Source organism: Ferroglobus sp., assembly GCF_015521575.1.
Classification (GTDB): domain Archaea; phylum Halobacteriota; class Archaeoglobi; order Archaeoglobales; family Archaeoglobaceae; genus Ferroglobus.
In genome coordinates this window covers 1-18,276 of sequence record NZ_WANY01000061.1, presented here as the reverse complement: position 1 = coordinate 18,276, position 18,276 = coordinate 1, and the positions used below count along the sequence as shown (strand labels likewise).

Annotated in this window: 22 protein-coding genes; 11 read left to right on the top strand and 11 right to left on the bottom strand. The window is 44.3% G+C overall.

The features are described 5' to 3' along the window. Positions 1 to 2: 2 nt before the first annotated feature. On the bottom strand, positions 3 to 1,244 hold the full coding sequence (locus tag F7C14_RS02500) for an ORC1-type DNA replication protein (RefSeq protein ID WP_367114319.1): 1,242 nt from the start codon (positions 1,242 to 1,244) through the stop codon (positions 3 to 5). Between the two features lie 140 nt (positions 1,245 to 1,384). Next, complete coding sequence (locus F7C14_RS02495; RefSeq protein ID WP_290899630.1) at positions 1,385 to 1,786, bottom strand: archease; 402 nt, start codon at positions 1,784 to 1,786, stop codon at positions 1,385 to 1,387. A gap of 50 nt (positions 1,787 to 1,836) precedes the next feature. On the opposite strand from F7C14_RS02495, the gene F7C14_RS02490 reads away from it, so the two are divergent. Beyond that, positions 1,837 to 2,454 (top strand): MBL fold metallo-hydrolase, encoded by a 618-nt coding sequence (locus F7C14_RS02490; protein WP_290899628.1) that lies wholly within the window; start codon positions 1,837 to 1,839, stop codon positions 2,452 to 2,454. A gap of 255 nt (positions 2,455 to 2,709) precedes the next feature. Here F7C14_RS02490 and F7C14_RS02485 read toward each other — a convergent pair whose 3' ends face one another. Further along, positions 2,710 to 3,357, bottom strand: coding sequence for a DUF973 family protein (locus F7C14_RS02485; protein ID WP_290899626.1), 648 nt, complete (start codon positions 3,355 to 3,357; stop codon positions 2,710 to 2,712). 200 nt (positions 3,358 to 3,557) lie between these two features. Between F7C14_RS02485 and F7C14_RS02480 the strand changes: the two genes are divergently transcribed. Continuing rightward, entirely contained in the window at positions 3,558 to 3,752 is a 195-nt protein-coding gene (locus F7C14_RS02480; protein WP_012966997.1) for a DUF5371 family protein, read from the top strand. Here F7C14_RS02480 and F7C14_RS02475 read toward each other — a convergent pair. Genes F7C14_RS02475 through F7C14_RS02460 form a run of 4 tightly spaced genes read right to left on the bottom strand, consistent with a single transcriptional unit; the run spans position 3,749 to position 7,154 of the window. Continuing rightward, entirely contained in the window at positions 3,749 to 4,840 is a 1,092-nt protein-coding gene (locus F7C14_RS02475) for an FAD-binding oxidoreductase (RefSeq protein WP_290899624.1), read from the bottom strand. The two genes, F7C14_RS02480 and F7C14_RS02475, sit on opposite strands and share 4 nt — an antisense overlap. Continuing rightward, positions 4,837 to 5,109: a (2Fe-2S)-binding protein gene (locus F7C14_RS02470; protein WP_290899622.1), complete on the bottom strand. Its 273-nt coding sequence runs from the start codon at positions 5,107 to 5,109 to the stop codon at positions 4,837 to 4,839. The genes F7C14_RS02475 and F7C14_RS02470 overlap by 4 nt, the downstream gene beginning before the upstream one ends. Then, complete coding sequence (locus F7C14_RS02465) at positions 5,106 to 5,594, bottom strand: 4Fe-4S binding protein (protein ID WP_290899620.1); 489 nt, start codon at positions 5,592 to 5,594, stop codon at positions 5,106 to 5,108. The genes F7C14_RS02470 and F7C14_RS02465 overlap by 4 nt, the downstream gene beginning before the upstream one ends. After that, the gene (locus tag F7C14_RS02460) at positions 5,595 to 7,154 is read right to left on the bottom strand and encodes an FAD-dependent oxidoreductase (RefSeq protein ID WP_290899619.1); all 1,560 of its coding nucleotides are present in this window, start codon (positions 7,152 to 7,154) and stop codon (positions 5,595 to 5,597) included. Between the two features lie 235 nt (positions 7,155 to 7,389). Between F7C14_RS02460 and F7C14_RS02455 the strand changes: the two genes are divergently transcribed. The 5 genes from F7C14_RS02455 to F7C14_RS02435 are packed head-to-tail and all read left to right on the top strand — an operon-like array spanning position 7,390 to position 11,963. Continuing rightward, positions 7,390 to 8,532 (top strand): thiolase domain-containing protein, encoded by a 1,143-nt coding sequence (locus F7C14_RS02455; RefSeq protein ID WP_290899618.1) that lies wholly within the window; start codon positions 7,390 to 7,392, stop codon positions 8,530 to 8,532. Positions 8,533 to 8,537: 5 nt separating this feature from the next. Then, a complete protein-coding gene (locus tag F7C14_RS02450; protein ID WP_290899617.1) occupies positions 8,538 to 9,740 on the top strand; it encodes a thiolase domain-containing protein in 1,203 nt (400 codons plus the stop codon). Next, entirely contained in the window at positions 9,740 to 10,276 is a 537-nt protein-coding gene (locus tag F7C14_RS02445; protein ID WP_290899616.1) for a Zn-ribbon domain-containing OB-fold protein, read from the top strand. Before F7C14_RS02450 ends, F7C14_RS02445 begins: the two co-directional genes overlap by 1 nt. 5 nt (positions 10,277 to 10,281) lie before the next feature. Continuing rightward, complete coding sequence (locus tag F7C14_RS02440) at positions 10,282 to 10,752, top strand: Zn-ribbon domain-containing OB-fold protein (RefSeq protein ID WP_290899614.1); 471 nt, start codon at positions 10,282 to 10,284, stop codon at positions 10,750 to 10,752. Positions 10,753 to 10,778: 26 nt separating this feature from the next. After that, a complete protein-coding gene (locus tag F7C14_RS02435) occupies positions 10,779 to 11,963 on the top strand; it encodes an acyl-CoA dehydrogenase family protein (protein WP_290899613.1) in 1,185 nt (394 codons plus the stop codon). A gap of 104 nt (positions 11,964 to 12,067) precedes the next feature. Here F7C14_RS02435 and F7C14_RS02430 read toward each other — a convergent pair whose 3' ends face one another. Beyond that, positions 12,068 to 12,349 (bottom strand): hypothetical protein, encoded by a 282-nt coding sequence (locus F7C14_RS02430; protein ID WP_290899611.1) that lies wholly within the window; start codon positions 12,347 to 12,349, stop codon positions 12,068 to 12,070. Positions 12,350 to 12,436: 87 nt separating this feature from the next. Between F7C14_RS02430 and F7C14_RS02425 the strand changes: the two genes are divergently transcribed. After that, on the top strand, positions 12,437 to 12,652 hold the full coding sequence (locus tag F7C14_RS02425) for a DUF433 domain-containing protein (protein WP_290899610.1): 216 nt from the start codon (positions 12,437 to 12,439) through the stop codon (positions 12,650 to 12,652). 657 nt (positions 12,653 to 13,309) lie between these two features. Next, positions 13,310 to 13,492 carry a 4Fe-4S binding protein gene (locus tag F7C14_RS02420; protein WP_290899608.1) on the top strand — a complete coding sequence of 61 codons (183 nt, stop codon included), beginning with the start codon at positions 13,310 to 13,312 and terminating at the stop codon, positions 13,490 to 13,492. A 108-nt stretch (positions 13,493 to 13,600) separates the two neighbouring features. Here F7C14_RS02420 and trxB read toward each other — a convergent pair whose 3' ends face one another. Then, positions 13,601 to 14,554, bottom strand: a complete 954-nt coding sequence (trxB, locus tag F7C14_RS02415) for a thioredoxin-disulfide reductase (RefSeq protein WP_290899607.1) — start codon at positions 14,552 to 14,554, stop codon at positions 13,601 to 13,603. 57 nt (positions 14,555 to 14,611) lie between these two features. Between trxB and mmp11 the strand changes: the two genes are divergently transcribed. Beyond that, the gene (gene mmp11 / locus F7C14_RS02410; RefSeq protein ID WP_367114318.1) at positions 14,612 to 15,541 is read left to right on the top strand and encodes a methanogenesis marker protein 11; all 930 of its coding nucleotides are present in this window, start codon (positions 14,612 to 14,614) and stop codon (positions 15,539 to 15,541) included. Continuing rightward, on the top strand, positions 15,534 to 16,571 hold the full coding sequence (locus F7C14_RS02405) for a radical SAM protein (RefSeq protein WP_290899603.1): 1,038 nt from the start codon (positions 15,534 to 15,536) through the stop codon (positions 16,569 to 16,571). Before mmp11 ends, F7C14_RS02405 begins: the two co-directional genes overlap by 8 nt. On the opposite strand, the gene F7C14_RS02400 is transcribed toward F7C14_RS02405, so the two are convergent. Continuing rightward, a complete protein-coding gene (locus F7C14_RS02400; protein ID WP_290899602.1) occupies positions 16,568 to 16,978 on the bottom strand; it encodes an SRPBCC family protein in 411 nt (136 codons plus the stop codon). The genes F7C14_RS02405 and F7C14_RS02400 overlap by 4 nt on opposite strands. Positions 16,979 to 16,981: 3 nt before the next feature. Next, the gene (locus tag F7C14_RS02395) at positions 16,982 to 18,100 is read right to left on the bottom strand and encodes a Xaa-Pro peptidase family protein (RefSeq protein WP_290899601.1); all 1,119 of its coding nucleotides are present in this window, start codon (positions 18,098 to 18,100) and stop codon (positions 16,982 to 16,984) included. Between the last annotated feature and the right edge of the window lie 176 nt (positions 18,101 to 18,276).

Genomic DNA, 18,276 nt, shown 5'->3' with positions numbered 1-18,276 from the left:
AGTCAGTCAAAGAACTCCAGCGTAAGATGGCTTCTTATGAACTTCTCCATGTCCCTTAGGGCTTCAAGTCGATAATCGTCGAGAATCGCCTCTTTTACGGGTTTAATCGGGACGTCAAGTCTTATCTCTCTCGTTCTTCCGTACCTACCTTTTGATATAACTATGGAGTTTATTATCCCGAGCATGTCGAGTTCTGAAATTAAATCGCTAACCCTCCTTTGTGTTAGAACGTCAAATCCTATTTTCTTGCATAAAATCTTGTAAACCGCGTAAACTTCTCCGGTGGTCATCTTTCTTTTTCCGTTTTCGTGAAGTAGGATTATCCCGTAAAGGAGGATTTTACTTTGAGTTGGAAGAGTTTTAACAGCCTCAACGACATGGTCAGTTTCTATCCTCTTTATCGCCATCTTTACGTGTTCCCTCGTGACTTTATCAGCATCTTCCGCTTCAGCAATTTCCCCACTCACTCTAAGTAGATCCAGAGCTTTTCTTGCATCTCCGTGCTCTTGGGCTGCCAACGCTGCACAGTAGGGGATAACGTCATCTTCAAGCACTCCCTCGTAGAACGCCAGTTCAGCTCTTTGCGCAAGAATATCTTGAAGCTGTTCCGCATTGTAAGGTGGAAAAACTATCTCTTCTTCGCTCAGCGAGCTTAAAACTCTCGGATCGAGGAAGTTTTTAAACTTCAAGTCGTTGGATATTCCTATCAAACTGACCCTCGCCCTTCTCAATTCTGAGTTAATCCTCGAAAGGCTGTAAAGCACTTCATCCCCCTTTCTAACGAGTTTATCAATTTCGTCGAGGACAATTATCACCGTCTGATCCCTCGAATCTATCGCCCGCTTCACCTCCTCGTAAACCTGATCTGTCGGCCAACCAGTCATCGGAACGTTTCTTCCGAGGGTTTTTGCCAAGGAGGCGAGTACTCTGTATTGAGTGTCGATTATCTCGCAGTTTAAGTAGTGGATAACGCAGTGCGCATCGAATTTTCTACTTGCCTCTTCAAGCTGCTTACCCACGAATTTTACCGTAGCTGTTTTTCCGGTGCCTGTTTTTCCGTAGATTAAGATATTCGAAGGAGTCTCTCCTTGCAAAGCTGGTAAGAGGAGAGACGCAAGGGTTTCTATCTGCTCCTTTCTGTGCGGCAAGTATTCGGGGGTGTAGGAGTGTCTTAAAACGTCTCTATTCTTGAAAATTCTGGTTTTTTTGAGCATTTTTTCAAAAATGTTCTCGACCATAAGCATCACCGGTTGGTGAATTAGAATTTGCTTGTAGAATTTATGAGCTTTGCTATTCCCAGTTTGTTTCGAAAATTAGAAGTTGAGTATTAAAAGATTCACCGCACGGCTTATCTCCAATAAACTTAAAACTTTAAAATAATAAATTAGATATCTACAATTACGAAAGCATAATACTTTCCGTCTTTCCTTTCAACTCTGAATTTGTGCATTGTTATGGCTTTAGGTTCGAGTTTGACAGCTTCTGGCGTTATTTTTCCTCCGATAAGTTTCGCTTTTAGCGTGTTGTTTCTTACGCTGACATCAATCCTTTTAGCTGCGAAATGCTCGGCATCGAACAGAAATAGTATCTCGTTCAGCCAAGAGTAAAGGAGATGCTCGATGTCGTCCTCTTCGAGTTTTAAACTTTTCTCCTCCTCTTCTTTGACAAGGTCTCTGTTGCAAAAAGCCTCGTAAAAAGCGTTTGCGGCATCTACAAAAAGCTCTTCAACGCTTTCAGCTTCAACCTCAAAGGCTATGTCTGCTGTGTGCTCCACAAAGCGATACATGTTACCAATTTCCCCTCAATGTTAATAAATACAACCGAAAACTTTGTGGTATGGTGGAATTGATCAGAGCGAAAGGTTGCAACGTTTACCTCGTGATAATTAACGGAAAGAGGTACATCGTAGATACGGGACTGCCGGGAAATGAGAGGAGGATTGCTGAAGTCGTTAGAGAATGCGACGGGATAATTCTTACTCACTCTCATTTCGATCACATGGGTTCAGCTTATTCTCTTTCGAAAATTTTGAAGAGCAAGGTTTACGCCCATCCGGAGGAATTTGAGTATCTTAAAGGAGTTAAAAAACATGAATACAAGGGCTTGATAGGAGCTTTTGCGAGGTTTTACGAAAGTGTAAAGAAACCAAAGTACCTTGAGGAGGTTGAAAGCGTGGAGGAGCTGAAGGATCTCGAAATAATCCACACTCCAGGACACACTGCGGGAAGTATTTCCATTCTCGTCGATGATTCGCTTATTTGCGGAGATTTGGTGAGATGCAGCATTTTTGGTGGCAATCCAACGTTGTCATCGAAAAATTTCAACTGGAACAACGAGGAATACAGAAGGAGTTTGAAGAAGGTTTTGAAAGTGGAGTTTGAGAAAATTTATCCGGGACACGGAAGAGTTATAAGAAGAGAGGAGTTCGAGAATCTACTCAAAAGAGTTTTCTAATTCCTGTGCCCCGAGTGTAACGCCGTAAATCATCGAAAGCTGCGCTCTCTCAAACGGCTGACCTCTCGGGGCTTTGTCCCATGCCCGGGTTGCCCCAGGGTCATCGAAAGCCAGAGCTCTCTCACCAGGGGACCTATCGGCATGGTGTAACCCCAGCCTTGCAGGGAGCTTCATCGAAAGCTTAGCTCTCTCCACACCCCTCCCCGCTGGGGTCAAAGGTAAGTAATACGGAGGGAGATAAAATCTTTTCTCTCTTCAAGCAATGGACAATCTCCTTAAAGCACTCTTTGCGCTGATGTAGATCAGAACCGTCGTTGCTATCCCAATTAACACCCCGATAATCCCGGTGAAAAAGCTCAGTGCCATTCCAACGAAGTAAAGTATTCCAGCGACTTTAAAATCCCTTTCAACTTCCTCAAGCCTCATCAGCATAACTCCGAAGAGGATTGCTCCTACAATTAGAGCGATTGCTCCCGCAAATATAAGTAGAAATGCCGCAATTACAACTCCAGAGACTGCGTAGTGAGCTTCTTCCAGCCTCATTCCAGTTGCTATTATCGGGATAAACGATGTCAGCATGAGAACGACACCGACGATTTCAAGGATCATTCCTTTTCTACCGATCCCGTACTTCTCATCGTAATTCTTCAAGTGCCCCGTAGCTTTGAAGTACATGACAAAGCTTGCCAAACTTAAAATTATTGCCAAAAGGAAGAGAAGGGCGAAAACTCCGAATATAGCCATCATTCCAAGAATCTCTTCCGGCTCGATCTCTCTCATTGGGGTGAATCCAAAGGTCGCAAACATCATTCCCATAGAGAAGAAGATCAGTAGCACCGCTAACAAATTGAGCAGAGCTCCAGTCTTCAGGTCTTTTAGCCCTTCCACGAGTTCAACGTTCATATCTCATCTATCTTTTTTCAAGAATTTAAATATTTTGATAAAAACAATTTTGTGTTTTGTTGCCAGTAGCATTGGACGAGATAACTAAATTTAGCGAATTACCATTGCAACATGTTGCGTTCTTGGATGGAAGCTTCACGAAAACTTTCAGCACAAAATTTAAATACCAGCAAATCTCATCATCATTATAGGTGATGGAGATGGTAAAGATCGTGCATGCTCAAACCGTGCTGCCGGAGGATGTGCTCAACGAATTGAAGAAAAAGACTGGTGAGAGTGCAACAAAGGATGCGATAGCAAAGGCTGTGGAGCATTATTTGATGTGCCCGTACACCCATGAAGAGCCGATAGAGAAGAAACTTGAGGAAGTTCTCAAAAAGAAGAGAAAAATTTAGTGGTGGATTTTCAACCTAAGTGGGCTGAACTTTTCTATTTTTCTGTTTTCTCCTCTTATAATCAGAATTGCCAGCTCCTTTGCCAGAGCTGGAGCGATGCACATTCCGAATTTTCCAAGCCCGTTGAACTGTATAAATCCGCTTACGGAGGTTAGTCCAACTACGGGAATTTCATCCTTGGCTACATCGTAAACTCCCGCCCACTGTCTGAGAATTGTCAATCCTTTCAGTTTGGGAATCAGCTCGCTCGCTCTTTTGGCATACTTCGTTAAGAATTCGAACGTCGAGGATGTTTCTGGCTTTTCTACTTCGCTGCCAAGAATTCCTCCGACTATCTCTCCTCTGACACTTTGACTCAAGTAAACGCCGGTGGAGACGTCAAGAATGTACGGATCGAGGTAAGGCTTGAGGCTTTCGCTAACGCAAACCTCTTCTTTAATTATCCTGTTATCCAAGCCCACCCCAGCTAAAGACGAAACTTCGTTGCTCCAAGCTCCGGCTGCATTAACCACGTAATCCGCTTTGTAGACCTCTCCGTTAACTTTTACTCCTTTTACGAACCCCTTTTCAATGATGATTTCACTAACTTCGCTCATTTTTTTGATTTCAACCCCCATTTCTTTGCAACCTTTGGCGAAACCCCAGATAACCGGCCACGGAAATATAACTCCGCCCTCGGAGTAGCTTGCTCCTTCTATTGCATCTGGGTTGAAGTCGGGAACGAACTCTTTCACGTCTTCAGGCTCAATAATTTTAGCCTTAACACCCTTCGTCTTAGCCACTCTCACTTCTTTTTCAAGCTTCTCCAAATCTTCTCTATTTCTTGCCACTTTTATGTATCCGTCGTGCCTGTATAGGAAGTTGAATCCCACCTCCGACTGAACTCTGTCGTAAATTTTCAAACTCTCCTTTGCGAGATCGACGAACTCCGGTTTGTCGAACTGAAGAGTTATTCCTCCGGAACTTCTACCACTCGCTCCGTAAAGAGGATATCTTTTCTCGAAAACCACTACGTCAATTCCACTTCTCGCAAGAAAGTAAGCAAGAGAGATTCCAGCTATGCCGGAGCCAATTATCGCCACCCTCATTCTTTCTCCCCCTCAGCCAAAACGTAGAAAGGAACTGGATTCACCGGAGGTCTTTGAGTAGTAATTCCGATCTCCTCGGGACTTTTTCCGGTTTTTTGGCTGAGAATTCTCAATATGTGCATTAAACAACCTTTTCCTTGACAAGCTCCGGTGGTTGCTCCTGTGTATCTTTTCAAACTTTCTATGTCGTCGTATCCTTCCTCTATGGCGTGAATTATCTCCTCTTCAGTTATATCCTCACACCTGCAAACGATCTTTCGGCTCTTCATTCTACCACCCTCTTAACCGCCCTCGCCTCAAAAATCAGATTTTTGTCTATTTCAACAGTTACGAGCTGAGTTCTGTCGTTTCTTTCTGGATTCAAAGCCCACGTTATTACACCTTCTCCAATCACTTCTCCCTTTCTGTTCAAAACGAGCACTTTGTCTCCTTTCTTAAGCCAGGGAAGGAACTCGTACTGCAAAGTAACGTAACCTTTATCATCCTTAATTTGGAGCATGAAAATCGCTAAGCCTGGACAGACTCTTATGCAAGCCATGCAGCCAGTGCACTTCTCGTAATCTACCTTCGGAATGTCGTTTATCGTTTCCATTATCACCGCATCAAACCTGCAAGCTTCCTTGCAAGGGGAGCAGGGGATTCTTTGGGGACATTCTATGTAGGCTACCGGTCTTTTATCTTTTAGCCTCTCCTCGCTTGGCGGTTCTGGTAACTCTTCCTCGATTAAATATCCCCTCTTGCAGAACTCCTGCATTTACCTCACCACCTTTTCCAAACCTCTGAGAATTCTCTCTCCGAAAGGTCCCCTTCTAAACTCTTCGAGCTCTCCTACTATTTTGTCTCTTAGCTTTACAGCCTCCTCATCACCGTATCCAAGCTTTATCGCAGCATCAAGTCCGGCAATCCTTCCTTCCATCATCGCCGCCGTAGCTTCTTCGATTCCAGCAACATCTCCGGCAACGTATACACCTTCGGCAGTAGTTTCTCCGTACTTGTTTCTGATTGGCACCAAACCGCCAAGTTCGGGAACGAACTTCATTTCACATCCGGCTTGGTAAAGTAGCTCGTGAGCCGGAGAGAGTCCTACAGCTACACATATGAAATCGCACTCTATCTCTTTCTCCGTGCCCTCAATCGGTCTCCACTTTTCATCAAGCTCAACGATTATCGCCCCTTCCACCTTCTTTTCTCCGAGAGCTTTCAGAATCGTGTGTCTCGTGTAAATAGGAACCCCAAGTCTCCTTACCTTGGCCGCATGTACGAAGTATCCTCCGATGAAGGGCATAGCTTCGACGATAGCTGCAACGTCAACGCCAGCCTGCAAGAGCTGGTAGCTGAGGATAAGCCCGACGTTTCCTGAGCCAACGATCAGTCCTCTATTCCCGGGCTTCACTCCGTAAACGTTCATTAACGTCTGAACACCACCAGCCCCGTAAACTCCGGGAAGATCGTTGTTTTCGAAGATCAAAGTTCTTTCGTAAGCTCCGGTAGCTATTATTATCTTTTTGGCGTTGACCTTCAGAAGCTTTCTATCCTTTTCAACAGCCGCAACAGTCTTCCCGTAAATTCCGAAAACCTTCGTTTCGGTTCTAATATCCACGTTTTCAATTTCTCTCACTTCCTTTGTTAAGATTTCCGCTATCCTTATACCTCTCGTTCCAGCGTAGTGCTCTCCGCTACCGAAGAATCTGTGGGTCTGTTTTATGAGCTGTCCACCCAAGTAGGGATTTTCGTCCATCAAAACCACTTTAGCTCCGAGCCTTCCAGCGTAAATTGCTGCTGACAATCCTGCCGGTCCACCTCCTACTATTGCTATGTCCGCGTTGATCTCCTCGTAATCAGCTTCCTCTTTCGGCAATGATTTTGGGAACTCACCTATTCCGGCAACCTTTCTCATCTGCTTTGTGGCGATCTCTCTCAGAGTTTTAGAAGCCGTGAACTTCTTATAGTGAGATCCGTGGGGAAAGAATCTGTCTATTATTCTATCGAAAATCGCTAAAGCATCGTTTTCTGCCGAGGGATAAGCGTTCTGCGTTTTTATCTGCATTCCGTCTCTCACGTAAACTTTGCATATCCTGACGTTTGGTATTCCGTCCACTTCCATCATGCAGGCTGAACATTTTCCTATAGCACAGAAAAATCCACGGGGTCTGTGAAATCTAAAAGATCTGCTGAAAACGCGAATTCCTGCAGCATACAATGCCGCTGCTACGGTTTCACCCTCGTAAGCTTTTATCGGTTTTCCGTTGAAGTATATTGTGACCTCCTTGCCCCTCTTAAAATCGACTATCGGATGCTCTTGAAGCCTTGACATTTTGCCCCCTCCAGAAGTTTTACAGAAGGCAGAAGTGCGTTAGTTTATTTAAGCTTTGTCAAAAATTTATTTGAAGCTCGCTTAAATTTGTCAGGATTTTTGATAGTGAATGAGCAAAAGCTTTACGAGAATGTTTAATCATTGAAAAAATTTATATTAGGGTTCTAAAATTTGAAATGAATAAAAAAGTAAATTTTAAATAGTGCGTAAGCAGAGCTGAAATTGGTGAAACAAAATGAGAGTAGCTGTTGTGGGCGTTGGCTACTCCGGTTTTAACGCAAATACACCAGATTTGAGCTGGAAAGAAATAATGTACGAGGCTGCCGTCAGAGCATACGAAGATGCAGGGGTGAATCCAAGGAAGGACGTTGACAGCTTCGTAACATGTGCAGAGGACTTCTGGGAGGGCTTCGCCATCTTCGATGAATTCGTACCGGATCAGCTTGGAGGAGTGCTGAAGCCGACGTTTACAGTCACCGCCGATTTCTTGCACGGATTGGCAAATGCCTACATGATAATAAAGAGTGGACTGGCTGAAATTGCTGTTGTAGAGGCTCACAGCAAAGCGAGCGACATAGTGACATTTGGAGAGGTAATCAAATTCGCTTTCGATCCGGTATGGCTCAGACCGATAGGAAAAGCGCACCCCTACTACTTTGCCGCCCTTGAGAAATCCTACTACATGAGCAGAAGAGGTTACAGCGATGAGCTGTTTGCCGAAGTAGTCGTGAAGAACAAGAGGCACGGAAGGTTGAACAAAGACGCTCCCTATTCAGCTAATGTCAGCGTCGAAGACGTTTTGAGCAGTGAAGCGACATTTTATCCGTTAAGAAAGCTTGAAATAGCCGAAAGAAGTGACGGAGCGATAGTTTTCGTCTTGGCTAACGAGCAGGTTGCCAAGGAGCTTAGAGACGATCCGATATGGATTAACGGAATCGGCTGGTGGAGTGAAACGAGCAACTACGACACGATGAGCTTCGAAGCCGCTTATGCGAAAAAAGCAGCCGAGATGGCATACAAGATGGCAGGAATAACGAAACCAGCTAAAGAGATCCAGCTTGCCGAAGTTGACGACAGATTCGCTTACAAGGAAGTGCAGCACATCGAAGCTCTTGGTTTGGCTAAGAAAGGAGAAGTCGAAGAGCTGATGAAAAGCGGTTACTTCGACAGAAAAGGGGAGATTCCAGTGAACGTTTCGGGAGGAAACCTTAGCGTTGGCAATTTGCTTGAAGCTACCGGCGGTCAGAAGGCTTTGGAAGTCGTTCTACAACTGAGAGGAGAAGCGGGAAGAAGGCAGGTTGATGCCGAAGTTGGAGTGGCGATGTCCTGGAGGTATATTCCCACCGCCACCGGCGCTGTGGCTGTATTTTCGAGGTGATAGTCATGATGGTTGAGAAGGTTAAGGGTATAAAGTATCACAAGAAGCAAGATGTGGCGATAGTTGGAGCGGGAATGACGATTTTCAGAAGAAGGTTGAACGAAACAGGAAAAGAGCTTAGCTACTATGCCGTCAAACAAGCCTTGGAAGAGGCTGGATTAGACATCAGCGACATTGACATGGTGGTAATGGGCTCCGCTCCCGACGCTTTCGACGGAGTTCACATGAAGGGAGAATACTTACTTGACGGGGCCGGAGCGAGCAATAAACCTTACGTAAGAGTTTTCGTCGGAGGAGGGACCGGAGTTTTTGCTCCAATAGCTGGATACTGGCATGTGGCAAGCGGATTGGCTGACGTCTGCTTGGTCGTTTGCGAGGAGAAGATGAGCTCCTCACATCCCCATCCGCAGTCTGCTTTTAAGTACATCTGGGATCCAATTCTCGACCGTCCGCTTAAGCCGAATCTCATCTGGATTTTCGCTCTGGAAATGAGGAGGTACATGCACGTTCACAACATAAAGCACGAGGACATCGCTCTCGTTTCCGTGAAGAACAAAGCAAACGCTCTTGATCACCCGGCTGCGCAGCTTGCAGCTAAGATAACAGTCGAAGATGTCCTCAACAGCGAGCCGATGGCATTGCCGGTGAGAAGACTTGATGTCTCTCCGCCGAGTGATGGAGCTGCCGCAATAGTAATGGTCGCTCCTCACATTGCAAGGCAGCTAACAGACGAGCCGGTTTGGGTTACCGGAGTTGGGTGGAGCTTGGACACAACCTGGTGGACGAACAGAGACCTCTACTTCCCGAGATACGTTGCTGAAGCTGCGAAGATGGCTTACAAGATGGCTCACATAACCGATCCGAGGAAAGAGATAGATGTGGCTGAACCCTACGACCCGTTCGATTATAAGGAATTGCACCACATGGAGGGACTCGGGTTGGCTAAAAAGGGAGAGGCACCGATTCTAACAAGAGAAGGAGTTACGGCGAGGGACGGCGATCTTCCGGTTTGCCCATCCGGAGGTTTGCTTGGAGTTGGTAATCCGATAGCAGCATCGCTCGGAGTTAAGGTTGCGGAAATCTACTGGCAGCTTGCTTACAGAGCCGGAAAAAGGCAGGTGGCGAAAGAGGTGACGACTGGAGTTGCCCAGGCTTGGGGAGATTTGATGCAGGTTGGAACTGTGGTAGTTCTCTCTAACAAGAGGTGATGAAGTTGGCGGTTGGTAAGAAGGATATAAGCTGTCCCCCTTACGTGAAGGGGAGGGAAATAGAGTTAGAAGACTTAAAAGAGAAAAAAGTGACGTACGTGGAAGATCATCCCGACATTCGCTACTCCTTTACAGCCGGTCAAGCCATAAGCAAATTCCTCAAGGGGCTGAAGGAAGGAAAAATCCTTGGAGTTAAGTGCAACAAGTGCGGAAGAGTTATGGTCCCTCCGAGGGAATTCTGCGAGCTATGTTTCAAACCGATAAACGAGTGGGTAGAGCTTAAAGACACCGGAGTAGTTGAGACGTTCTCGATATCCTACATCGACCCCGATGCCAAGCCGCTTGAAGAGCCGGAAATTGTGGCTGTTATCGCAATAGACGGAGCTTCTCCGCACATGGGAATTCTTCACAAGCTTGGTGAAGTAGATCCGGAGAAAGTGTACATAGGGATGAGAGTAAAGGCTGTCTGGAAGCCGGAGGAGGAGAGGGAGGGAGCGATAACCGACATAAAGTACTGGAAGCCGATAGAGGGGTGATGTAGATGGTGTTTACGGAGAAGATTATCGATCCACGCGAGCTTAGGCATGTGGAAGGTAAAATTGAACTCTACTGGATATACACGAGCGGGGAAGCTGGAGATTATTTCTTCAAAAAGCTAAGAGATGAAGGAAAATTCACCGCTGCTAAGTGCAAGAAGTGCGGTTACATATTCTTCCCACCTAGAATTTACTGCGAATTCGATTTCAGCGAGACCGAATACGTTGAGGTAAGCGGAGAAGGATGCGTTGTAGCTTATGCTGTCGCTTATTACGACAAAAACGGAGAGAAACTCGAAAAACCCGAAATATACGCTCTGATCGAAATGAACGGAACAAATGGAAGAATTATTCACCTTCTTGGCGAAGTTGAACCGGAGGACATTTGCATTGGAATGAAAGTTAAGCCGGTTCTAAAGCCGAAGGAGGAAAGGGAAGGGAAGATAACGGACATCCTCTACTTCAAACCAGCCTAACTTTCTATTTTTTGGAGGTGATTGCTTTGGATTTCAGATTAACGGAAGATCAGAAAATGATAGCGGAGGCTGCCAGAGATATCGCTAAGGACTTTCCTCCGGAGTACTGGAGGGAAAAGGACGAGAAGGGAGAATTCGCTGAGGAGTTCTGGAAGGCTATAAGCGATGCTGGCTTCGTCGGGATAGTTATCCCCGAGGAGTACGGGGGAAGCGGATACGGAATGACCGAACTGCTCATAGCGATGGAAGAGTTGGCTGCAAACGGCTGCGGAATGGGAGGTGTGTGGTACCTCGTTTTAACGGAAGTTTTCGGGGCTTTAACAATTGTCAGACACGGAACTGAAGAACAGAAGGAGAAATACTTGCCAAAGATCGCAAAGGGAAAACTTGAGTTCTGCATGGCTTTAACGGAGCCTGACGCCGGAACGAACACCCTCAATATCAGAACGAGAGCTGTTAAGGATGGAGATGAGTGGGTGATAAACGGAAACAAGATATTCATTAGCGGTGCTGATAGAGCGAAAGGAATGCTGATCATAGCGAGAACAACTCCGAGAGAAGAAGCTCCGAAGAAAACTTACGGAATTAGTCTGTTCTTAGCAGATTTGCCCAATCCAGCAGTAAAAATCAATCCAATCCCCAAGCACGGAATAAACTATTCAAAAACCTGTGAAGTCAGCTTCAACAATTTGAGGTTGCCGGAAAATGCTTTAATTCCTCCGCAGGATGAGGGGTGGTATCTCATCCTTGATACTCTCAATCCAGAGAGAATGAGTTTTGCAGCAGCCGCAATAGGAATCGCAAGGCTGGCCATTAGCAAGGCTGTGGAATACTCTAAGCAGAGGAAGGTCTTTCAAGATCCGATCGGAAGCTATCAGGGCTTGCAGTTCCCTATCGCCGAAGCTTACGCAACTTTGGAGTGTGCGAAGCTGATGAACTTAAAGGCTGCTTGGCTTTTCGACAACAACGCTTCCTACAGAGAGGTTGGCGACGCTGCCAACATGGCGAAGGTTGTGGCAGTTGAGGCGGGGATTAAAGCTGTCTACTGGGCGATGCAAACATTCGGCGGCTACGGATACACGAAGGAGTACGATGTCGAAAGGTGGTGGAGGGAAATAAATCTGATAAGGCTCGCTCCCGTAACTCAGCAGATGGCTCTTGCTTACATAGGAGAGCACGTTCTCGGAATGCCGAAGAGTTACAGAACCTGATTTTTTTACTTTATTTAGTGGAATTCACACTAACTTTGGGAAAGATCTTCTTTGTTATTATCCTCTCTGTCCCGTTTGCAAAGGCTATTCCAGCAATCAAAACATCAAAGTGCATTGATTTCTCTACCCACTGCCAACAGCTTCACTGCTATGCTGTTTACCTTTTCAGCAGCTTTTATGTCAAAGGGTAAAATTCTCACTTCCGAAAAGGACCTTTTAGAAATTTTTTCCTTTTTTGCTCCATTTTCTTTATCAAACCTGTCAGTATGTACTGGAACAGCAGAGGTCGTTCGGTTACTTTTACTACCATTTAGGAGTGAGAAGAGCGATATCAGAATATTTACGTTGTTCTCCGAACACCAGCGATGGCAAGCCCTACTGGACATCTTTTATTCCTACAGTATCCGCTATGGGGCAATATTAAAGAAAATTGAAGAAAATATCATAAGTCCTCAAAATCTATCCAATAACTCATGGAGATAAAGATAATTCAAGATCCAGAAATAAGATTTGGAAAACCCGTAATTAAAGGCACAAGAATTTCTGTTTATGATATTTTAGAAGCCTTAAAGAGCGGTTGGACGATCGATGAAATTGCAGAGGAGTTTAATATTCCAAGGGAAGCTGTCATAAAATCGATAGAATTCATAGAAGAAAAATTGAAAGAAATAACTTTGATTAAAGTATGACTTTAGCGGACGAGAATGTTCACTACAGTTTGATCAAGAAACTGAGAAATTTGGGAGTAGAAGTAATAGCTTTGGTTGATTTTAAGAGGGGTTGAAAGATAGCGAAATCGTCGAATTCGCTAATTGTAAAAAAGATAATTGGTAAAGCTAAGGAAAGATGGTCTGTAGAGATAATTAAATTAAGAAGTAAGACCTATAACGATGTTATTAACTCCGAACCTTGCGTTTTTTGCTTGTGGTGTTATCTTTTCTCAGCTTTTCGAAATATGCGAGGCATAGCTTCCTCGAACTTCATTCGAAAAGGTGTCTGTTGAAGCTATTGAATGAATACTAAAGTTTCTCTTCGCTGAAAAGTTCACCAAAAACGTTAAGGTTGGAGAAGAGAAAGTTCTTGAAATAAACAGAAAGGTCAAGAAAGGTGCATTCTCCGGTAAAATACATAATATCTCTTGGTGACTATTACATCGTTTGTCCTCAGCTTTTACAGAAGTAGTTGTCTCAGACCGTCAGCTCTTCATCACTCTTCAGCACCCGCGCTCGTCATCATCGACGAAAATTCTACGACAGAATTTAACTTAAAACTTTCCGAGTGTGAGAGTGTGAGTAAAAACCGAATAAGCTCTCCAAATTTAATTTTAGATTGTAGGAGCTTCTATTATGCCCGCTGTAATCGATGCCTCGAAATGCGACGGCTGTGGAGCTTGCGTGGAGGTTTGCAGTCAAAAGGGCGGAGCTATCTACCTTGACGGTGGAGTGGCTAAGGTAAACGAAGACCTCTGCATGGAGTGTGGTGCTTGTACAAGAGCTTGTCCCAACAACGCTATAAGCATAGAATGGTAGCCGCTCAGATAGCGTAATACTCATCATCCATCAGCAGCGGGAGTAATCATCACAGCGGCTAAAATTATTAGGTTTTGAACCCTTTTAACTTTTTTACGCTTAAAAAATTTAGAGTTGCATCATTTTGATGTACTCAAAGGCTGAGTTCGCCGCTATTGCTCCATCTGCACACGCCGTGACTACTTGCTTCAAAGGATTATCGCAGCAATCCCCAGCAGCGAAAACCCCGGGAACGTTAGTTCTCTGTCGTTTGTCAACTTTGATGTAACCGGCGACATCTCTCTCAACTCCAAGATCCATAACTAAGTCAGTTGCTGGAGTAATTCCGACAGCTATGAAAACTCCGTCCACTTCTAAAACACTCTCCTCATTCGTCTTTCTGTTGAGAAGGATAAGTCTTTCAACTCTCTCTTTTCCTTCAATTCTGAGGACGATGCTGTCCCATATGACTGGGATGTTCCTCTTAAACAACTCTTCCTGTAAAGCCTTTTCAGCTCTCAATTCATCTCTTCTGTGGATTAAAACGACATCGCAACCGATTTCGTGGAGGTATATTGCATCAGTCACTGCTGTATTTCCTCCTCCGACAACAGCGACTTTTTTCCCTCTGAAGAAGTTTCCATCACAAGTTGCACAATAGCTAACTCCTCTTCCGACAAATTCCTTCTCCCCTGGGACTCCAAGTTCTCTATGCTTACCTCCGGTGGCTATTATCAAAGCCTTGGCTTTGTATTCAGCCATGTCGGTTTTCACGATAAAGAAGTCTCCGTCCTTTCTAAGTCTTTCCACATGCTCGAATTTGTGCACCGCCCCGAATTTTAAAGCCTGTCTTTTGATTCTTTCAAGCAACTCAAATCCAGAGCCTTCGAACCCTGGGTAATTTTCTATTTTCGGAGCTAACGAGAGCTGAGATGCCTCCACAGTTTCGAAAACAACAGTTTTTAAACCGTACCTTGTCGCGTATATCGCAGCTGTCAGTCCTGCTGGACCTGCACCTATTATCGCTACGTCAAATTCCCTCTCTTCGCTCTTCTCCCCTTCTATGTCGAGTATTGCTTCCACGTTCAGCACCTCCAAACATTTATAATCGTTCCCGAATTTTCACAACTTATGGTTTTGATGAGTAGAGAGGAGGTATTAAAAAAATATGGTGGTGTTGAGTGGATTTCTCCTTACGAGAGAATTATCGCCATGCATGACGGATCTTATGTTGAAATTCACGAGTTTCACGCGAGAGGAAAGTGCGTAGGCGGAGCAGCTTGGGAGACTTATCACTACCCGAGGGTGAGCAACCTCGTTTTAAAAGCAAGGAGGGAGGGAGCGAGGAACATCTTCGTTTTGAAAAAGGGAGAGACAACTTTAAAGCTTGTGCCGGGAATTGCCGGAGCTGGAATTGAAAAAGTCGAAGTTGGAGAAAATGTAGAAGTGACTTACGCTGGTCTTGCGGGAGGAGGCATAGCTGCTACTGTTTGTAGAGGTATGGCTGAAAACGTTCTGGGAATTGAAATTCTCGAAGAGGGCGGAGGAGAAAAGCTTGGGAAAGCAAAACTCGTTCTTCCAGCGATGGAGAAAGTTGTGATTGGCGTGGATGACACGGACAGCAAAGAAGGGGGAGCAACTTGGGCGCTGGTTAACGAAATCGCCTACAAAATTGAGAAAGAGAATCTCGGATATTATCTCCTCCACACGATTACCCAGCTGTACACGAAGAACCCTTATAAGACGACGAACTGCGTTTCGATTTCAGTAACTTTTGCAACACAAAATTCGGAAAAACTAGTGAAAATGTTCGAAAATGAGCTGAAGAAGTCTACTTTCAGCGACGAAACTGCTATGGCGGTTTACAAAAAAATTTTGGTTAGCGAGGAGTTGTTAAAATTTGGAGAGAAAGTAAAGAGGGAAATGGTAGAAATAGAAGAAGCTGAGGACATTGCAAAAAGAAATAATGTAGAGTTGATAGAGATTACCGGGAGACGAGGAGTTATAGGGGCTTTAGCAGCAGTGGCTTACAGCGATTTGCCAGATGAGGCAGTGAGGGTTTATGCTTGACTGGAGAACGAAACTCGAAATAATAGTGAAGGGAGTTAAGGGGAACGTTAGAAGCTACAGGAAGAGCGGTGGAGGTCCAACTGGAGGAGTTGGGTTTGAGATAGAAGGCAGTATAGTTTCTGCTCCGAACAAGCAGAAGTTCGTCGAAAATTCCCCTTATAGGATTGAAAGGATCGATGGAAGGTATTACCTCTTCAAAAACGATGAAATTGTTGGTGAGGTGAGGCTGCCTAAAGCCGAATACTACTCAAAACCAACGAGTTTTGGTATTGAGGCAGGGAGGATAGTTGCACTTGATGGAATTAACGCTTTAGTTACTGCCGTATCAAGGAAATGCGTTTTGTGGAGGGAGAAAAGGTGTAAATTCTGCTCGATAGAGGTCGGACTGAAAAATGCTATCGTGGAGAAAACACCCGAAATGATCGCCGAGGCTGCGAGAATGGCTTACGAAGAAGACAGCAGCAGACATCTTACCGTAACCTCCGGCATTATGCCAGAAAAGGATAGAGGAGTTTTAAGAATTTCCAAAGTTGTTAGAGCTGTGAAGAGAGAGATCGACATTCCAGTCCACGTTCAAGTTTATGCTGCTGAGAAAGATCTTCTTGAGCTGCTTTACGAAAGTGGCGCAGACACGATAGGGATTCATGCAGAAGTTCTTGATGAAAAAATTAGAAATGAGGTGGTTCCCGGAAAGCCGAAGCTTGAGGAGTATTTTAAAGCTTGGGAGAACGCTGTAGATGTTTTTGGTAAGTGGAAGGTTAACAGCTGGGTTGTTCTTGGCTTTAATGAAGATAAAGTTAAAACGGCTGAAAACGTTAGAAGGATGGTTGAAATAGGTGTAACTCCTTTCCTCGCACCCTACAGACCTCCACCTCATTCCAACGAACAGCCGGTTAATGTAAGTGAAATAGCAAAAATTTACGAACTTGTTGAAAGAGATGTCAAGCGTGTGGATATTAATAAAGCTGAGGCTGGTTGCTTCACCTGCGGAGGTTGTACGGCGGTAAAAGAACTTATAGCGAAACGCTAACTTTCGATTTTCTTCTTCAGTTCGTTTAGGAAGTACTTTAATTGTCCCTCTATTTGAACGCTTGCCATCGGATTGATTATCGCCGCCATGCTTCCGAGACCTTCAACGGAGAGGATAACTCTTATCTTCGTTCCTCCATTTGCTTTTTCCACTTCAAATTTCCCCCTCCATAACAGATGTTTCCCTTTTGCTTCCCATTCAACCGGCTCTTCTCTAACGATCTTCGCTTCCAACTCCTTTGTTTGAGTTATCATCGACATAGGAGCTCTGATAAACCACTTTTCTCCACTCTCGGAAGTATTTTTAACGAACTTAAAGCAATTGCCAATCGCTTTCAAGTCCAAGAGAACTTTCCTAACTTTCTCAACGTCTGCTGAAACGACAATTTCTCCTTTAGCTTCAGCCATAAATTACACCTCCAAAAGCTCCTTAGTGAAAGTTGTGAGGAACTCGACTTTTTCTCCAACGTAAATTGTGTCCTCAACTCTGAACCCTCCGACACCTCTAATTGAGAGGACGGAATGTCCGACCGAGAGAGTCATTCTCTCTTCGACGACCTCTCTCAAATCCTCAGGAAATATCGTTGGAAACGGAGTCTCTTCGAAATTCAATCCGATTCCATGGAGAAATCCTTTTACGTAGAAATCTCCAAAGCCTTTGACTTTCATAAACTCTTCATTTCTTCTCTCTATCTCAAGAATCGATATTTCGTTCTTTTCTTCTTCGATCATTTCAACAACCTTTTCCTGTAATTCCACGTAAGCTGAGTGCGCTCTCTTTTGCTCTTCAGTAGCTTTTCCGACGACGAAAGTTCTTGCAATGTCGGCACAGTAACCTTCGTAAACCGGGCCTATGTCTATTAAAACCAAATCACCCTCTTCAATTTTTTTGTCCGTAGCCAAGCCGTGAAGCCACAGACTCCTTTCTCCGGAATTGACAAACATCGGAAAAGCTATTCTTTCCGCACCTTTCTTTCTAATGTAGTATTCCACTTCATTGGCAACCTCCCTCTCGGAAACTCCGGGCTTCAAGACATCCAAGACTTTTTCCATAGCGATATCTGCAAGTTTTCCGGCTTTTCTCATGAGTTCTAACTCGTATTCGTCTTTGTATTTTCTCAGCGGAGCGACTATTTGCTTCGCATCAACAACTTCTACATGGGGATTCATTATCCTAAATCTTTCCAAGAGAAAAGCTGGTGTTGAAAACTCCATCTCAACGGCTATCGTCGGGTTTTCTCCAAGAGAATTCATGAACGCTACGATGTGCTTCATCATATCTGGAAGGGACCTGTACGTTTTAGCCTCAAAACCGGTTTTTCCTTCCGCTTCTTCCTTTTCGCTATCGAAGACAATTAAAAAAGGCTCGTCATTAGCTGGAATTATCATTCTCGGTTGTTTTCTAACGTCTCCCGTGAAATACCTATAATTTTCGAGCGACAGCACGAGAAAAGCATCTATCCCTTCCTTCTCCATTAGTTCTTGAACTTTTTCGACTCTCTTCCGATACACGCTTTTCGGAATTTTCATAATGTCTGAATATCTGCTTTGCACACTCTTATACGTTTTCCCCAAATTTTTCATTCTATTTCACAACTCACTTTTTGATGCTTGGTTATTAATCTCTACTACTTTTATTTAGACTATTTTATTTAATTTTATAAATTAATTTTCAAAATTTATTTTAATTAATTTTAATTTTTTAT

Excerpts from the sequence above, each read along its gene's own strand:
- mmp11 (WP_367114318.1), top strand. The coding sequence starts at position 14,612 with ATGAGTAGAGAGGAGGTATTAAAAAAATATGGTGGTGTTGAGTGGATT.
- F7C14_RS02460 (WP_290899619.1), bottom strand. The coding sequence starts at position 7,154 with ATGTCAAGGCTTCAAGAGCATCCGATAGTCGATTTTAAGAGGGGCAAG.
- F7C14_RS02445 (WP_290899616.1), top strand. The coding sequence starts at position 9,740 with ATGAAGTTGGCGGTTGGTAAGAAGGATATAAGCTGTCCCCCTTACGTG.
- F7C14_RS02400 (WP_290899602.1), bottom strand. The coding sequence starts at position 16,978 with ATGGCTGAAGCTAAAGGAGAAATTGTCGTTTCAGCAGACGTTGAGAAA.
- F7C14_RS02470 (WP_290899622.1), bottom strand. The coding sequence starts at position 5,109 with ATGAAGAGCCGAAAGATCGTTTGCAGGTGTGAGGATATAACTGAAGAG.
- F7C14_RS02425 (WP_290899610.1), top strand. The coding sequence starts at position 12,437 with ATGGAGATAAAGATAATTCAAGATCCAGAAATAAGATTTGGAAAACCC.
- F7C14_RS02450 (WP_290899617.1), top strand. The coding sequence starts at position 8,538 with ATGATGGTTGAGAAGGTTAAGGGTATAAAGTATCACAAGAAGCAAGAT.
- F7C14_RS02395 (WP_290899601.1), bottom strand. The coding sequence starts at position 18,100 with ATGAAAATTCCGAAAAGCGTGTATCGGAAGAGAGTCGAAAAAGTTCAA.
- F7C14_RS02480 (WP_012966997.1), top strand. The coding sequence starts at position 3,558 with ATGGTAAAGATCGTGCATGCTCAAACCGTGCTGCCGGAGGATGTGCTC.
- F7C14_RS02475 (WP_290899624.1), bottom strand. The coding sequence starts at position 4,840 with ATGAGGGTGGCGATAATTGGCTCCGGCATAGCTGGAATCTCTCTTGCT.
- F7C14_RS02495 (WP_290899630.1), bottom strand. The coding sequence starts at position 1,786 with ATGTATCGCTTTGTGGAGCACACAGCAGACATAGCCTTTGAGGTTGAA.
- F7C14_RS02490 (WP_290899628.1), top strand. The coding sequence starts at position 1,837 with ATGGTGGAATTGATCAGAGCGAAAGGTTGCAACGTTTACCTCGTGATA.
- F7C14_RS02440 (WP_290899614.1), top strand. The coding sequence starts at position 10,282 with ATGGTGTTTACGGAGAAGATTATCGATCCACGCGAGCTTAGGCATGTG.
- F7C14_RS02500 (WP_367114319.1), bottom strand. The coding sequence starts at position 1,244 with ATGCTTATGGTCGAGAACATTTTTGAAAAAATGCTCAAAAAAACCAGA.
- F7C14_RS02485 (WP_290899626.1), bottom strand. The coding sequence starts at position 3,357 with ATGAACGTTGAACTCGTGGAAGGGCTAAAAGACCTGAAGACTGGAGCT.
- F7C14_RS02455 (WP_290899618.1), top strand. The coding sequence starts at position 7,390 with ATGAGAGTAGCTGTTGTGGGCGTTGGCTACTCCGGTTTTAACGCAAAT.
- F7C14_RS02430 (WP_290899611.1), bottom strand. The coding sequence starts at position 12,349 with ATGTCCAGTAGGGCTTGCCATCGCTGGTGTTCGGAGAACAACGTAAAT.
- F7C14_RS02405 (WP_290899603.1), top strand. The coding sequence starts at position 15,534 with ATGCTTGACTGGAGAACGAAACTCGAAATAATAGTGAAGGGAGTTAAG.
- F7C14_RS02465 (WP_290899620.1), bottom strand. The coding sequence starts at position 5,594 with ATGCAGGAGTTCTGCAAGAGGGGATATTTAATCGAGGAAGAGTTACCA.
- F7C14_RS02420 (WP_290899608.1), top strand. The coding sequence starts at position 13,310 with ATGCCCGCTGTAATCGATGCCTCGAAATGCGACGGCTGTGGAGCTTGC.